Annotated in this window: 12 protein-coding genes; 8 read left to right on the forward strand and 4 right to left on the reverse strand. The window is 39.0% G+C overall.

Annotated elements, in window-relative coordinates; all coding sequences use genetic code 11:
* Positions 1-41: 41 nt before the first annotated feature.
* Positions 42-1,610 (reverse strand): murein biosynthesis integral membrane protein MurJ, encoded by a 1,569-nt coding sequence (murJ, locus tag N6B01_RS06005; RefSeq protein ID WP_262080375.1) that lies wholly within the window; start codon positions 1,608-1,610, stop codon positions 42-44.
* Between the two features lie 373 nt (positions 1,611-1,983).
* On the opposite strand from murJ, the gene N6B01_RS06010 reads away from it, so the two are divergent.
* Positions 1,984-2,241, forward strand: a complete 258-nt coding sequence (locus tag N6B01_RS06010; protein WP_262080376.1) for a hypothetical protein — start codon at positions 1,984-1,986, stop codon at positions 2,239-2,241.
* A gap of 90 nt (positions 2,242-2,331) precedes the next feature.
* On the opposite strand, the gene N6B01_RS06015 is transcribed toward N6B01_RS06010, so the two are convergent.
* Both N6B01_RS06015 and N6B01_RS06020 read right to left on the reverse strand, forming a co-directional pair.
* A complete protein-coding gene (locus tag N6B01_RS06015) occupies positions 2,332-3,444 on the reverse strand; it encodes an ABC transporter substrate-binding protein (protein WP_262080377.1) in 1,113 nt (370 codons plus the stop codon).
* Between the two features lie 568 nt (positions 3,445-4,012).
* Positions 4,013-6,577 (reverse strand): ATP-binding protein, encoded by a 2,565-nt coding sequence (locus tag N6B01_RS06020; RefSeq protein WP_262080378.1) that lies wholly within the window; start codon positions 6,575-6,577, stop codon positions 4,013-4,015.
* 257 nt (positions 6,578-6,834) lie between these two features.
* On the opposite strand from N6B01_RS06020, the gene N6B01_RS06025 reads away from it, so the two are divergent.
* Positions 6,835-9,069, forward strand: coding sequence for a flagellar biosynthetic protein FliO (locus N6B01_RS06025; RefSeq protein WP_262080379.1), 2,235 nt, complete (start codon positions 6,835-6,837; stop codon positions 9,067-9,069).
* A gap of 205 nt (positions 9,070-9,274) precedes the next feature.
* Here N6B01_RS06025 and N6B01_RS06030 read toward each other — a convergent pair whose 3' ends face one another.
* Positions 9,275-10,429: a pyridoxal phosphate-dependent aminotransferase gene (locus N6B01_RS06030; RefSeq protein ID WP_262080380.1), complete on the reverse strand. Its 1,155-nt coding sequence runs from the start codon at positions 10,427-10,429 to the stop codon at positions 9,275-9,277.
* A 566-nt stretch (positions 10,430-10,995) separates the two neighbouring features.
* Here N6B01_RS06030 and N6B01_RS06035 point away from each other — a divergent pair.
* The 6 genes from N6B01_RS06035 (at position 10,996) to N6B01_RS06060 (ending at position 17,023) form a co-directional block, all read left to right on the forward strand.
* Positions 10,996-12,462 carry a M48 family metalloprotease gene (locus N6B01_RS06035; protein WP_262080381.1) on the forward strand — a complete coding sequence of 489 codons (1,467 nt, stop codon included), beginning with the start codon at positions 10,996-10,998 and terminating at the stop codon, positions 12,460-12,462.
* Positions 12,463-12,625: 163 nt separating this feature from the next.
* The gene (locus N6B01_RS06040) at positions 12,626-13,507 is read left to right on the forward strand and encodes a DsbA family protein (RefSeq protein WP_262080382.1); all 882 of its coding nucleotides are present in this window, start codon (positions 12,626-12,628) and stop codon (positions 13,505-13,507) included.
* 411 nt (positions 13,508-13,918) lie between these two features.
* Complete coding sequence (gene accB, locus N6B01_RS06045) at positions 13,919-14,386, forward strand: acetyl-CoA carboxylase biotin carboxyl carrier protein (protein WP_262080383.1); 468 nt, start codon at positions 13,919-13,921, stop codon at positions 14,384-14,386.
* Between the two features lie 14 nt (positions 14,387-14,400).
* Positions 14,401-15,753, forward strand: coding sequence for an acetyl-CoA carboxylase biotin carboxylase subunit (accC, locus tag N6B01_RS06050; protein ID WP_182419385.1), 1,353 nt, complete (start codon positions 14,401-14,403; stop codon positions 15,751-15,753).
* Between the two features lie 139 nt (positions 15,754-15,892).
* On the forward strand, positions 15,893-16,489 hold the full coding sequence (gene aat, locus N6B01_RS06055) for a leucyl/phenylalanyl-tRNA--protein transferase (RefSeq protein ID WP_262080384.1): 597 nt from the start codon (positions 15,893-15,895) through the stop codon (positions 16,487-16,489).
* A gap of 102 nt (positions 16,490-16,591) precedes the next feature.
* Positions 16,592-17,023, forward strand: coding sequence for a DUF1489 family protein (locus N6B01_RS06060; protein WP_262080386.1), 432 nt, complete (start codon positions 16,592-16,594; stop codon positions 17,021-17,023).
* Positions 17,024-17,082: the final 59 nt, after the last annotated feature.

Genomic DNA, 17,082 nt, shown 5'->3' on the forward strand with positions numbered 1-17,082 from the left:
TTTTAGCAATTACATTTAAGAGCAATTTATATTTCAAGGAGTTATTCTGTTTTTTTCCGTTTCAAACTGCGTTTTAGGATAGATAGACTGGCACCACCAATTGTAAAAACAGTAGTGAAATATATAACCATCGCACCAAGGACTAACCCAATAACAGTCATAGTGCGGGTGATTAATGATGCTTCAACCGATAATGGATATTGCAAATATTGAATAGAAAAATATAAAATTACAGCCATAATAAGTGATGCAATAATTAAACGGGGCACTCGTTTTAATAGTTGACTATCCCTGCTCCAATGCCCTCTTTTAATAAGTGTTGCCAGCAAAAGTATAGCATTAACCCATCCAGCTACAATCTCAGCAATAGCTATTCCCTTTGCTGAAAGATAGGGGAATAGTGTAATTGCGATAGCAATATTGACTGCAACTGAAATACCGGCAAAAATCATTGGTGTTTTAGTATCTTCACGGGCAAAAAATCCTGGAATAAAAGCTTTTATCAATACAAATGCTGGCAGACCAAGCCCGTAAATGGCAAGGATTGAAGCAACAGTTAGGGTAGCAGTTGCATCAAATTGTCCTCGTTGAAATAATAGGCGTACAATGGGCTCTGACATTACAAGGAAAGCTGCTGCAGCTGGCAGAGTTAAAAACAAAGTAAATTCAACAGATCTATTTTGTAAATTGCTTGCTTCAACCATATTTTTAGCGCGCAATGCCCTTGATAGCTCTGGCAAAAGAACCGTTGCAACAGCAATGCCAACAACGCCAAGAGGTAATTGATAAAGACGATCAGCATAAACAAGTGATGATACCGCTCCAGATTGGCTTGATGCGATATTGGTATTGATAAGCAAATTAATTTGGGTGATGCCGCCAGTAATAGCCGCAGGTAGCGCTAATACTAGTAAGCGACGTACATTCGGTGTGAATTTAGGGATGCGCAATGTGATCTTCATTCCAGCGTTATAGACGGCTACCCATACAATAAATAATTGCACCAAACCTGAAACCAATACCCCCCAAGAAATATAGACACCAACATGCCAAACATCAAGCTTTGCAAACCATGCATATGCCAAAACGCCAATCAGAATAATATTGAGGAAAACCGGTGCAATAGCTGCAGCAAAATAACGATGAAGTGAGTTGAGCATACCGCCCATCATTGCCGCCAATGACATACATGCAAGGTAAGGAAACATGATGGTGGCAAGGCGTACGGTTGCATCGTATTTTTGTGGGTCGCTTGTAAAGCCAGGTGCAATAACATAGGAAACAAGCAGCGGCATTGAAAGTTCCATTGCTATTGTTAATACAATTAGGATGGAAAATAAAACACCAAAGACCTCTTCAGAAAACTTACGAGCACTTTCCATGCCCTCTTCCTCGATTTGTTTCGAAAACAAAGGGACAAAAGCGGAATTAAATGCACCTTCTGCGAAAAGACGACGAAACGTGTTAGGAAAACGAAATGCGGCGTTAAACGCATCGGCAACGGGGCCAGTTCCAACGGCTGCGGCCATGAGCATTTCACGTATAAACCCGAAAATACGGCTCATTAATGTGCCAGACGCAACGGTTGCAAACTTCTTTAAAAGACTCATTTTACTGCTTTTCAATGACTGCGCCGCAAATAGCATTATAAATAAGCGGCTTTTTGCCTTAGGCTTAACCTTAAACTACGAAGCAAACAAGTCTAACAATACCGAATTAAAAAAATCTTATAATATCAAATCAAAAAATTTATATACTTTTTTTAATGGTAAAAACTGATCGGATAGGGATTGGCAAGCAGCGGTACCATCATCACATAATTCTTATCTTATTTCACTTGTTTATTGATGAAATTGGATTAAATTTTATAGGAATAACGAATGTTAAAGAATGGCATATACATAATTATGTGATTTTGTCGACAAATAAACTTTACTTATTAAAATTAGAAAATTTTCGACAATATGTAGTTAGGGAAATAAAATGATTGAGCATAAATCCAATGAACAAAAAATTAAAATAATTGACGTCGAAAAACTAGCTGAACAAGATGATAATCTTGATGGTCCAATTGATACCGTTGATATTTTTGATGAGGTAGCAGAAGGCGGATCGCCGCGATATGATGGTAATCGTCGTAAGTATCTAGATGATATAGACAACCCACTTGATAATGAAGACACCGATATTGTAAATGAAAATATGTATGAAAGCGAACCTGATGAAGATGAGGAAGAATAAGAAGTAGCTTATTGACAAATAACATATCAGTTCGCGAAAATATCCATTTTAAAAATATAGCGCCCCTAAAAATATAGGGGCGCTATAAATTTATTCTACCGGTACAATTTTACCGTTTTCCCATTTATATAGAGAAAATGTTTTTGATGTCATGTCACCACGCTCACCATAGGTGATCTCACCAATAGCTGTCGGGATTGGTTCTCCAGAATGAAGCACATCTGCAACTGCTTGCGCATCATCCGCATTTCCTGCCTTTTCAATGCCAAATGCAATGACTTGCACTGCGGCATAACCGTTCATAGTAAAGGCTTCTGTAGGAATTTTATTGGCGCTGAGCGCTTCTAACGCATCTTTTGCTAATGGATTTTTCGAAGAATCTGCCGGATTTGTGAAGATCGTTCCTTCAACAGCATCACCCGCAATAGCTCCTAATCCTGAAGTATTAAGACCATCGCCACCGATCATGATTGCCTTTACCCCCTGCTCACGCATTTGGCGTAAAAGAAGACCTGCTTCAGGATGATAACCACCAAAATAAACATAATCAACATTATCAGCTTTTAGGCGGCTAACAATGACATTATAATCACGCTCGCCAGGTGTGATTGATCCATAATAGCTTTCAGTTATACCACCAGCGTTCAAAGTCTTTTTAAACGAATCCGCAAGACCTTTACCATAAGTAGCCTTATCATGGATGATTGCAATATTTTTTCCCTTCCAGTGCGCAAGTGCATATTCAGCAGCAAAATCTGCTTGCTGGTCATCTCGCCCAATCGTTCTAAAAACATTCCACATATTTCGTGCAGATAGTTCAGGTGTTGTAGATGACGGAGTAACCATCAAAATATCATTATTTTCTAAAATAGTTGATACAGGCATTGCAGAGTTGGATGTTACTGGTCCAACAACATAAAGAATACCTTCACTGGCAATTTGGTTGGCTACCGAAATGCCTTGTTTCGGCTCTGCTGCATCGTCAAAAATCTTTAAAACAAGCTTTTCACCATTAACGCCGCCTTTTTTATTAATTTCATCAATTGCGATACGAGTACCGTTGCTAGCCTGTACGCCATAAGCTGCCACTGGACCTGTTACAGGACCAATAAAGCCAATGGTAATATCAGCAAAGGCTTTGGGTGCAAAAAAACAGCTGGAAAGAAGTACAGCTGAAAGAACGGATTTCATAGATAAACGCATATATGATACTCCCAGATTAAAAAATAAGTATGTGCTCAAGTAATATGTTATTATTAAATAAGCGCAAAGCATAGGAAAATAAAATTATAAGTCAGTTTTCAAGTGATTAAAACCCATAGATTTAATATAATATAGGATTCCCAAAACTGAATATAATTGTTTTTATCAAATACCTAAGGCAGGACCTATTAATTTGAATGAAATGGTATGAGCAATTTTTTTAAAACCCAAAGATTAAATGTGTGCAGCGCCGCAAAAAACGTTAATATTTTTAGGCTCTTCGACAAAGTCATCGCGAAAATTTAACATATCCTGATAGGACACAAAAACTGCCGTAGTTTAATGCGGAGAAAAGCTCAAATGGGTATACCACCCATTTGAGCTTTTCTCCGCTTTATATTAAAAATTGTATATTTTGTTGTTTATTTGGGCTTATTTCTTTAAATAAATAGGTCTTGATTTTAGTTATGCCTATGTTTGATGTAATCAATTATTACCCAATGCTACAGCATAATAAAAACGAAAAAACAAATTTTCCAACTTCTTTCCAACTTCCAACCACCTAAAACTAGTTTAGATCTTCCTGTAATACTTCCTTAACTGCTGTTGCGAGTTGTTTTAATGAAAATGGTTTTGGCAAGAATGTAAAATTCGCATCATCTGGAAGATTTTTGGCGAAGGCGTCTTCTGCATAACCCGATACAAAAATAAACTTTATATAAGGGTATTTCTTTTGCAAAACACGTAACAGACTTGGACCATCCATTTCTGGCATTACCACATCAGAAACGACGATATCGATTTTTCCATTACATTCTTCAATAACTTCGAGCGCCTCGACACCAGTTGCGGCCTCATATACTGTATATCCGCGTGACTGAAGTGCTTTAACCCCACCTTTTCGAACTGCATCTTCATCTTCGACTAATAAGACTGTAGCAGAACCTGAAAGGTCGACGGATTTATATTCGATTGCTTTGGATTCAAGCTTTTTAGGTTCTTCTTCTGTACCAATCGCCGGAATATAACGCGGTAATAAAATGCTAAATTTAGTACCAAGACCAATTTCAGAGGCGCAGAAAACATAACCACCGGTCTGGCTAATAATACCATAAACCATCGATAAACCTAACCCTGTACCTTTGCCAAGTTCTTTTGTTGTAAAAAATGGATCAAAGATTTTTTCAAGAATTTCACTAGGAATGCCGGTTCCAGTATCGCTTATCTCGACAAGAACATAATCTTGCTCAACCGGTATTGGGTGATCATAGGGAAATAATTGCGATGCAGGTAAATTAGATGTTTTGATGGTTAAAATTCCGCCATCCGGCATGGCATCACGCGCATTGGTAGTAAGGTTCATAAAAACCCGCTCCAATTCGGCAAGATCGCCCTTGATTGGCCATATATCACGACCATGCTCAACTACCAACTTAATGGTACTACCAATGAGGCGATCTCCTAACAATCTAAAATCAGATAAAACATCGGTTAAATCAAGAACTTCAGGGCGAAGAGTTTGACGGCGTGAAAAAGCCAAAAGCTTTTGCACTAATGCAGCAGCACGATCCGCATTATTCTTGATGTTCATAATATCGGGATGAGATGGGTCAGAGCTACGGTGACTAAGCAATAATAAATCGCAAGACATAGTAATTGCAGTAAGCACATTGTTGAAATCATGTGCAATACCGCCAGCTAACTGACCTACCGCTTGCATTTTTTGCCCATGTTCCACCTGCTGTTCCAATGCACGTTGTTCAGCAATTTCAACAACCGACATAATAAATAAAGGCTCAGTACCATAGGTGGTAATTGGTAATTGACTAAAATATAATCGAATATATCCATCTTCACGATTTACTAATGATGTATCTAAATAAGCAATATTTTGAGCACCTGAAATTGTATGACTTAAAATCTGTTTCAAGCGTACTTGCTCGCGAGGGTGAATAATCGACACTAGATTTAGCCCTGCGCTATTTTCCCCCAACTGTGGTATCGATTTCAAAAATTGCTGATTATAATTAACGATTGCTCCATGAGAATCAATGATTGCCATGGCAATAGGATTTACAGCAAAAACATCTAATGGTTGTTCGACCAGATAGTTGCGGTTTTCGATTTCTACTGAGGTAGGCGTTGGAAGAGTAGTATCACTCATCAACTTGCTGCGTAAGATTAAAAATGCCCTTTTATCCTCGCTTTTAATTGTATCGGCTATAGTCGCCATGTACATAGTAACCGCAATGTGGCCACCAGACGAATTGGATAATTCTAAATCAAAAGTTAAATTTTCAGCATTTGAATTAGCTACAGTTTCTTTGATATTGGCAAAAACCTCATTACCGATAAAATTAGTAAAATTGAAGTCTTGCAGCGGGAATTGCGCTATATCAACAGCTAACCACTTAGCAAGTGTGGTATTCATATATTTTATTTGGCCGTTATCGTCAAAAGATATAAAACCAGCAGGAGAATTATCAAGATGATAAATTGCCTCTTGCAAGTCCTCAAATAGGCTTTCCTGACGATCGCGCAAATTTGTAAAATCAGCAATATTCCAAATAATAAAGCGTTCGCCTTCAACCTCCATAGGGCTTACATTTACACCATAAACAAAGCTTTTCGTTTGTTCGTCTTTTTTTCCCAAGCCGCCAGAAATACGCAACTCTTCATAGGCGCTTTTATCTGATTGCGCGGCAAGGTTGAGCTTATAGATTATCTGCGTGGCCTTTTCATTTTTACTAAACAAGACTTCAGGTGTATAAGATTGTGGTCCTGCCAATTGGCGATAAGCTGAGTTCATATAGCGAATCGTTCCCACATTATCGGTAATTACAACCGCATCAGGCATATGATCTAACATCTTTACAACTGAACTTTTACGCGGATCTGCGGTAGTAAACCGGCACACTCCTAGGGTGGTACAAAGTAAAAAAAACAAACCTATTGCTGAAAATGCACATAAAACCGCAAGTAAAATTTGCGGGTCTAACTTCATTTCATACGCATAATAAGCACTGCCACAACCAACAAGGATAAGAAGCACCGATGTGATCCTACCAAATATCACCCAGCCGTTTCTACCATGATCTTCCGATGACCCGTTAGCATTTTCGTCCCGTGACATCATATAACCCTTTTACTTAAAGCACACACATATTGAAGTTATGTTCAATCATAATGCAGCCAATGGTGCAAATCCAGATTGCTAATATAACTATTTTAAAAAGAAAATGGCTGTGGATGCTTCTAGAATAAAAGCATTTTTTTCCATTTCCATCTGTTAACGTTTCCTTTAATATGTCAAAACCATTAATAAATTTATTTTCTTTAACGGGTGTTGATATTTAATCATCAGGGGACCCGCGACTTTAGGAACGGAGAATGGACATGAATGCTTGGCTGACTACACAGATAGGCGCTGAGGCTGCCAATATTGTCAGCTATATAGCGTTATTTGTTGCTGCTATTATAGTTTTATGGTTAATAATTATGATTATAAAGCGCTTCACAAGAGGTACCTATGTTGTCGGTGGCAAAAATCGTGAGGCTCGTTTATCTGTTCGTGATGCTGCGCCTATTGATAGTAAACGCCGACTTGTTCTTATAAAAAGAGATAATGTGGAGCATTTGATTCTTATTGGTGGACCAATAGATCTTGTTATTGAAACAAATATATCAAAACTTTCATTGCCATCTGACAATTCCTCCGAAATTTTAGGCCTTGACAACCTTGGTGATGAGCCAAATCAGGTGATGTCAGATATTTTCCCAGCCTCAACATCTAGTGCCAATATGTCAGTTACTGCTGGTGCACCTGGGCAATCTTCTGGCCAGACGCAGGAAAAACAAAATCTTTCTGGATTTGATAATATTAGTTCAAATATAGAGAGCAATATTGAAAAACTGCAATCCCATACTCCTAATGACGGCATAAGCGGTGTGAATAGCTATACCTCGCCCAAACTAGAAGTTGCAAAAGCATCACAATCTGATTCGAACACAGCCTTCGATGTTGCGACTAATCAAGATAGCAAGGTTGATGCGCTAAGTTCATCAAGAAATGATTCAGCCTCTATAGAAGAAATAGCATCACCTAAACTCAATGAAGAAAATGATAATTGGGAGGCAGAGGAAACTGTCTTCGATGAGGAAACGCCATCAATTCATTCACATGATAGCCAAGGTGATGAAGTAAATTTTGAAGCTGCAGATAAAACAGCTTATGACGAAAAAATCCAAAGTGATGAACTACAAGAACGAAAATTCGAAGCAGACGCAGAACAGTCATTTGCGCCTCAAGAAAAAAATGCCGATAGTGCTCCCATCAAAAATAAGCTAAGCAATACAGTCGTCGCCACTAATGAAGTTAACACAAGCATTGCATCACTTAAGTCCGCATCAACTAACAACGCCATCAAAGATGGAAATAATAGTGAACAGACTAGCTTTAAGAAGGTAAGTGATTCTAATCAGTCAGATCCAGTAGCTTCTGGATATACATCATTGCGCAGCGGTTTAAAGCGACCAACAGGTCAAGAGGTCAAAGAGCAGCCATCGAAACAATTTTTACGCGGTGAAACTTCTCATCAAAAGAACCAAGACAATCCCTTTGGTACTCCAAAGCCAATCAATCCTTACAAAGTAATGAAAGCTGCTGGGGTATTTCGCGGTAGTAATGTCAACTTTAATGCAACTATTAGCAACGCGCCAATTAATAAAGGCACTACAGCTAGCGATAAAAGTAAATTATCCTCCAATAATGATGATAGTCGCAACATTCAACCAAGGTTTGCGACGCCCGCTTCATTAAACAACGTGGAATCAACGGTTTTTATAAACAAAAATGAGCAAGTATCTGAAGAGAAAATTCAAGAACATAAAGGCGAGACAGGGGCACACGTTTCCGCAGTAGATACGCCATCAGTTAAACCTTCAGGGCAAGACGAAAAGAATTTTGATAAAAATACGAGTAAAAATGCCACCCAGCCTAAAAATGCTTCTGGTAACGCAGCTAGCAATATAGGTAGCACAAATCCTGTAAATAGAGGACAGGCTGAAAACTCACCGATGCAAGGCTTTTTGCCCACTGACAAAGCAAGGTCTTCACAAGAACGTCCTATAGCGCAACGCAGTGTTCCGCAAGGAATGTTACGCCCACCGCTTATGGCAAAACCCCGCAATGCTGCTGTTACGTCTGTGGATAGCCAACTAAAGAAAGTTTCAGGTTTGGACGCCGCATTAGATAATGCAACCAAATTATCTCAATCTTCAACAATGGCAAAGGCAACTGAAAGCAAAAAGCCAACTTCAGTAAATACTGATACTGACACTGAAAGTAGAAAACCTCTGCCTCGCTCCCAAAATGATATTGCGACTGACAATGGTCAGATATCGAATGATAAACCGCAAGCAAGCAAGGATAATGTTAAAAATAAAAATGTAAATTTGCAAAAATTCTCGTTACAGCTCCTTGAACCGCAGCATATTCTAGACAAGCCCAGTCGCAATGAACAGATTATTGACACTATAGCTTCAAAAAATGCTTCACAAACGACTGATGAAGATGAATTTGATCGTAGGTTGAAGAACGAGCTAGATCAGCCAGAACAGAAATAATATTGAAATTGAAGAATATGACATAAAGTCCTAAGCTTGTTTTAATTCAATATTTTTAGTTTACTGGATAAATTTGGTTTATGTCACTTATTTACATGAATGTAATTTTAGCCTTTTAAAATAATGCCAAATCCATTTCTATTTTATAAATTGGATTTGGCATTATTATAAGTAAAAGCAACTAGGGCTTTAAACTTCTGATATGTTATCGGTGCAAAAATGCCTCAATACGGTCTAATGCAATAGCTACGCGCTTAGGATCTCCAGCATAAGAAAAACGCAAAGCCTTATGCCCCATAATTGGATCGAAATCCTGCCCTGGGGTAACAGCAACTAATGTTTCAGCTAATATTTTTTTAGCAAAAATCATACTGTTATTGGTATATTGTGAACAATCACAATAGGCGTAAAATGCACCATCTAATGGAGCCAGAAGATTTAAACCTAAATGCGGCAAGCGGTTTTCAAGCAGATTGCGACTTATTTGATATTGAGCTTTAACATCTTCAAGCTCTTTTGTTGCACCAAATGCTGCAATAGCAGCTTTTTGAGATAGTTCTGGTGCAGAAATATATAGGCTTTGTGCAATTCTCTCAATCGAGCGTACCGCATATTGCGGCAAAACCATCCAGCCTATACGCCAACCCGTCATGCAATAATATTTGGAAAATGAATTAATAATGGTCACATTATCACTAAATGATAGAGCTGTAATGTCTGGACCTGAATAGTTTAAGCGGTGGTAGATTTCATCTGAGATAATATGGATATTATGGTCTGCAGCTGCGGTCACAATTTGTTTTAACTGGTCTGCATTTAGAGAGGCACCCGTAGGATTGGCGGGTGATGCAAATAATACTGCTTTTAAAGGGGTCTTTTTATGGGCCTCCAGCAAAGCATCAGCGGTTAATACGCCACCATTATTCTTATCGACTTCAATTTCAATAACATTGATTCCCAGCGCCTTCATAATGTTACGATAAGCTGGATATCCTGGTCGTGTAATTGCAACATTATCCCCAACATCAAAATAGCTTAAAAATGCTAAATTAAATGCTGCTGACGACCCAGTCGTAATTGCAATACGTTCAAAACTTATATTAACTCCGTGATGGGAATTATAATAATCAGCTATAGCCTGCCGTAAGGATTTAAGCCCTAATGAATCAGTATAGCCAATATGACCATCTATCAATGCAGCATTGGCAGCTTCCAATACTGCTTTAGGTGCCGGTGCTGAAGGTTGGCCAACTGCTAACGAAATAACATCATTGCCCTGCCCTTTTAGTTTATTGGCAGCCGCTAGGATATCCATTGCATAAAATGGCTCAACATCTCCGCGTTCTGAAAGAAACCGCAATTTTATTCTCCAGCTTTTAAATGTTTGGGGTCAGGACCTATTAATTTAAATGAAATAGCACAATAACAACAAAAATATACATTTTTGATATAAAGGGGAGGAAAGCGAAAAGTGGGTGGTATACCCATTTGAGCTTTACGACGCAGTAGATTACAGCTATTTTTGTGTCCTTTCAGGATATGATAAATTTTCGCGATAACTTTGTCCAAGCCCCTTGAAAATATTTATATTTCCTGCGGTTCTTCTCACATTTAATGCTTGGGTTCTCACAAAAATTTCCTCATACCATTTCGTTTAAATTAATAGGTCCTGCCCCTAACATAATTATAATTTAATAGATAAGCACTACTTATATAATAATGATTGATCGACTTTATGATCTAGGATTGCAATTATCAAGCATGCATCGTTAAAGCAATTCTTTATTGCTTCACTTTATAATATTGCCCTATAATCGCCTGATTAATATGACTTTTATTATTAAATTGAATTAAAAGTGTAAAAACTATCAGCTTTGATAAAGAGTGAATTTTATATCGAGCTGTTTTTATGAGGTTTTCCAATTTATGAATACAGCAAAGAACAGTCAATATAAGCTTTGGCACAAGTTGCGTGCGATCTTATATCTAGCAGGAAACAGTAATTATTTTCAATATTTCGATTCTAAAAAATTACTAAAAACCTTTATAGCCATAGCATTGGTTTTAAGCAATTTTTCTACCAATGCATCAGCGCAAGGGCGTAGTATCTCATTGGTTCGGGATGCTGAAATTGAAGCATTGGTGCGTGATTATGCCCGCCCATTATTAAAGGCGGCGGGTCTTCGTCCAGATGTTGAAGTAATTCTGGTTAACGATATGAGTTTTAATGCATTTGTTGATGGCGTGCGCATATTTGTTAATGTCGGTGCCCTCATGCAGTCAGAAACACCGAATGAAATCATCGGTGTTATAGCGCATGAGATTGGCCATCTCGCTGGTGGTCACCAGCATCGATTACGTGAACAAATGAAACGCGCGCAGACTATGGCCGTAATTGGTATGCTCGTTGGTATTGGTGCCGGCGTTGCGGGTAGTTCGACTGGAAATAGTGATGCCGGCGCTGCTGGTGGTGCAATTGCTATGGGCAGTAGTGATGTAGCAATGCGCACTCTTATGGCCTATCAACGGGGTGAAGAAAGTGCTGCAGATCGCTCTGCAATTAATTATCTTAATAAGACACAGCAATCTGCGAAAGGCATGCTTACTACTTTTGACCGATTAGGCCGATCACTTAATCTATCTGGATCACGGATTGATCCTTATCGTAGTAGTCACCCATTGCCACCAGAGCGCATCGCAGCTATCCAAACACTAGCCAAACAAAGCCCATATTTTGAAAAGAAAGATCCAGCAGAGTTACAGCTACGCCATGACATGGCGAGGGCAAAAATAGCTGGCAATATGGGACGTACGTCAGAATTACGACGTATGTTTGCTGCTAATCCTCGCTCATTACCGGCTCGCTACGGCGATACAATTATCGCAGTTGCCAATGCGCGTCCACAAGACGGCGTGACAAAAGCAAAAGCATTATTGAAAGAACAGCCACAAAATGCCTATTTTCAAGAATTATTAGGGGATGCACTATTGCGTGCCAATGATGCACAAGGAGCGGCTGAAGCCTATAAACGTGCAAGTTCCCTTGATAAAAGTCGTTCTAGCTTGTTGCGTATCAATTATGGACGTGCACTACTTGCTACCAATAAACCGAGCAATCTCACTCTTGCAATAAGCGAGATCAAATCTGGATTGCGGAATGAGCCATCTTTTGCCTCTGGATACGGTGTTTTAGCGCAGGCCTATGGCAGACAAGGGCAAACTGGACTGGCTGATCTTGCAACGGCGGACATGTATTATTATGGTAGCGAGTATAAGCAAGCAAGAATCTTCGCAGTTCGTGCACAGCGTAGTCTCAAACCGAACTCAGCAGAATGGTTACGTGCCCAAGATATTTTAACCACAACAGAAAATCGCAAAGATAAAGACAAATAGTTTTTACTTGTAACAGCAATAGGTTTTGCTCTATTTAATTATAGTTCAAAATAGATAATACAATAACAAACATTGCAGATTGTTAGCTTTTAAGACTAAAATTCATTGCAATAAATACCGCTTAATTAAATACAAATCCGTATTACAGGGGATTGAATAAATTATGAATAAGGCACTAAAGCAATTGAAACTAAAGGGAATTTTAAGTCTTGGTCTTATTGCCGCCCTTGCATTTTCCAGCTTATCTCCTGCTATGGCACAAAATGCTTTACAAAAATCGGATCTTGCTACAGTGAAGAAAGAAATTCTTTCTGATCCGTTATTTTTAAGCCATTTACGCGATAAATTATCTGCTAGTAACTTAGATGATGATCATATCCGGAGTGTTGTGAAAAAATATCTCATTGAAAATCCAGAAATAATGTTGGAAGTTCAGCAAGCCTTAATTGAGCAACAATCAGGTAACGCAAAAGAACGCACCCCTGAAGTGACAGCGCAAATCATTAATAGCAATTTCGAACAAATTTTTAAGTCATCAGACGACATTGTTTTAGGCAATCCTAATGGTGATGTGACCATTGTTGAATTTTATGATTATAATTGTGGCTACTGCAAACGCTCATTTGAGGAAGTTGAAAAGCTTTTAAAGCAAGATAAAAATATCCGCTTTGTAATGAAGGATCTACCAATTTTGGGTAATGATTCTGTCCAAGCACACCTTGTTGCGCAAGTGATGCGGCAAAAATATCCTGATAAATATCAAGAATTTCATCTAAAAATGATGACACTCGATGCTAAGGCAACAGAAGAGAGTGCGCTCGAAGTTGCTAAATCTTTAGGTGCCGATGTTACCGAAATTAAGTCAATAGCTAGCGGTGCAATGCCTGCAGAAACACTTATTAAAAATGGTGAGATTGCAGCACAACTAGGCATTAATTTTACGCCTTGCTTTGTCATTGGCACGCAGATGATTACGGGCGCCACTGATAAGGATACCTTAGAATCGGTAGTTTCAGGAATTAGAGCTGAAGCAAACAAAGGATAAGTGAGTATTGATGTAAGCCATGAATTTTTGGAACTAAAATTCATGGCTTATATTTAACAATAAGCAATGAATTACCTATATAATAATCTATAATATATATGAATATCTCATGCCTTGTTGATCCATGTTTTCTATAAATTAGTGATACAGTCCAAACTAATATAAAAATAGAGCAAAAGGAATTATTCGACTTTGCCTATTGACGAAAAATCCATAAAATAGCTATTACAGTGTTTATAGAACGCATATTTTACGCGAAAACAGAGAATATGGATAAAACGATAAGAAAAAGTAGAATTTTTGCTTTTTCTTGTCATCAATTCCCTCTATAAGGCGAATTATACATTGCTGCCAAAAGGCATGGTAGGGAACTAAATTATACAGTCCCTATCGCAAGGAGCTTAGATAAAAATGACAACAGATAAAAAGACCGGCTTTAACACAGATCTAATTCGTGATTTGGCTGAAATTTTGAATGATACCAATCTTTCAGATATTGAACTTGAGCAGGATGATTTACGCATTCGTGTTTCAAGAACTATTGGCGGTGGCATTGCAGCACAACCGGTTTATGCAGCCCCGGCAGGCGTTCCTAATATGGTAGCGCCGCAAGTTGCAGCCGCACCAGCTGTCGAAACGGTAAGCAAAAACGCGGTTCCCTCTCCAATGGTTGGCACGGCTTATCTTTCCCCTGCCCCAGGTGCGCGCACATTTGTTGAAGTTGGCCAACAAGTTAGCGAAGGACAAACTTTGCTCATTGTTGAAGCAATGAAAACCATGAATCCCATTTCATCACCACGCGCTGGAACAGTAAAAGCAATTTTGGTTGAAGATGCACAACCAGTTGAATTTGGTGAGCTTTTAGTTGTTGTTGAATAAACAGGCGTATAGTAATGATCAAGAAAATCCTTATAGCAAATCGTGGCGAAATTGCACTTCGCGTTCTAAGGGCCTGTAAAGAGCTTGATATAAAAACCGTAGCAGTCCATTCAACTGCCGACGCTGATGCTATGCATGTCCGTCTCGCGGATGAAAGTGTCTGTATTGGGCCTGCTCCTTCACGCGACAGCTATCTTAACATGCATCAAATCGTTGCAGCATGTGAAATAACCGGTGCGGATGCTATTCATCCAGGCTATGGCTTTTTATCTGAAAACGCCAAATTTGCTGAAATTCTTGAAGCTCATGCAATTACTTTTATTGGCCCTACCTCGGCCCATATTCGTATTATGGGTGATAAGATTGAAGCTAAAAAGACCGCAAAACGCCTTGGTATTCCAGTAGTTCCTGGCTCTGATGGTGCTGTAACAGAAGATGCAGAAGCCATGCGCATTGCCCACGAAATTGGCTTCCCGGTTATCATCAAGGCATCTGCTGGCGGTGGTGGGCGCGGCATGAAGGTTGCACGCAACGCTGATGAGCTATCAATTGCTCTTTCAACAGCACGCACCGAGGCAGGTGCAGCTTTTGGTGATGACGCGGTTTACATTGAAAAATATCTTGAAAAGCCGCGCCATATTGAAGTTCAGGTTATGGGCGATGGCGCAGGAAATGCAATTCACCTTGGTGAACGTGATTGTTCGTTACAACGACGCCATCAAAAGGTTTGGGAAGAAGCAACCTCACCCGCTTTAGATGATGAAGCTCGCCAAAAAATTGGTAATATCGTTGCCAAAGCCTGTGCTGGTCTTGGCTATCGCGGTGCTGGCACCATCGAGTTTCTCTATGAAAATGGTGAATTCTATTTCATTGAAATGAATACACGCCTACAAGTTGAGCATCCAGTTACCGAAGCTATCACTGGTATAGACCTTGTGCATGAACAAATTCGCGTTGCATCAGGCAATGGTTTATCCGTTACCCAAGATGAGGTTCGTTTTTCAGGTCATGCGATTGAATGCCGTATTAATGCTGAGGATCCCCATAACTTTACGCCATCACCAGGTTTAATCACCCATTTTCATACTCCAGGTGGCTTGGGCATTCGCGTTGATTCGGGAGCCTATACGGGTTATCGCATTCCGCCTTATTATGATAGCTTGATCGGCAAACTTATCGTTCATGGTCGCAATCGTAAAGAATGCATGATGCGTTTACGCCGTGCGTTGGATGAATTTGTCGTCGATGGTGTAAAGACCACACTACCTTTGTTTATGGACCTCATTAAGAATGACGATATTGCCAAAGGTGACTATGATATTCATTGGCTAGAGAAATATTTAGCAAATAAAAATCCAGCTAAATAATTAGTTTTATATCAAGCAAAAAAAATTAGAGCAATTTGCATAGTCGTAACTATCAATTGCTCTAATTTTGTTTTTATCAGGTTCTATTCGTAAATGCGTTATACTTAAATCTCGTATTTATAGGTTAAGTGGTATAATCATGGATTATTTTAAGATTGATCCCGAAGACTTGCTTAACGCCTATGCTCAAGGCATTTTTCCAATGTCTGATGATGCAGATGATCCCGATATTTTTTGGGTAAAACCTAAAATGCGTGGTATTATCCCTCTTAACTCCTTACATATTTCACGCAGCCTTGCAAAATTTTTGCGTAAAAATCCTTTTGAAATTCGATTTGATACAGATTTCTTTGGAGTGATAAATGGTTGTGCCGAGGCCACGAAAGGCCGCGAAAATACATGGATAAATCAATCTATACGCGATGCATGCCATACACTTTTTTTAAATGGTTTTTGCCATACGGTTGAAGCGTGGCGTGATGATAAGTTGGTAGGCGGACTATATGGCATTTCGCTTGGCGGCGCATTTTTTGGTGAAAGTATGTTTTCACGCACGGACAATGCATCCAAAGCATGTTTAGTTGCTTTAGTTAACTTACTGCAAACCCATGGCTTTCAATTATTGGACACTCAGTTTTTAACTGATCATTTGGCAAGTATGGGGGCTATCGAAATTCCGCAAGAGGATTATGAAAAACTTCTTTTCACCGCCATTGAGCTTAAGAGTAAGTTTTAATTGACTTTTTTAAAAATTAGGCGGGTTGAATTAAATAGGACTTACGCTTATATAATTGCCACGGCTTAACCAAGCAATAGAATTAGGGTATATAGTGCTCCCATGGGAATTAATCTTGTAAAATTATGTGTTGGCGCTTCTTCAATTGAGGATTTACAGGCTTGGATTGACTTTAGAATGGATGAAAAGCGTTCTTTGGGAAAAGAAGCAAAACAAACCCATACCACACGGATGATCCCCAAGCGCAAAGATGAACTTCTTGACGGCGGCTCACTTTATTGGGTTATTAAAAATAATGTTCAATGCCGGCAAAGACTTATTGATATTCATGAATTTGTTGATGTTGACGGAATTAAAAGATGTGACTTGGTTTTAAAGCCTAAAATCATTGAGACACAATGGCAACCAAGACGCGCCTTCCAAGGTTGGCGTTATCTTGATGATAAAGATGCACCGCAAGATTTAACAGCCAATAGCCTAGCGGAACTACCTATAGAACTGCGCCATGAACTTGCCGAGCTTGGCTTGCTTTAGCTTTATTATAAAACCATTTATCATTAAGAGCTAGAATAGAGCATGTCACCAACTCATAT

The organism is Bartonella sp. HY406 (assembly GCF_025449315.1).
Classification (GTDB): domain Bacteria; phylum Pseudomonadota; class Alphaproteobacteria; order Rhizobiales; family Rhizobiaceae; genus HY038.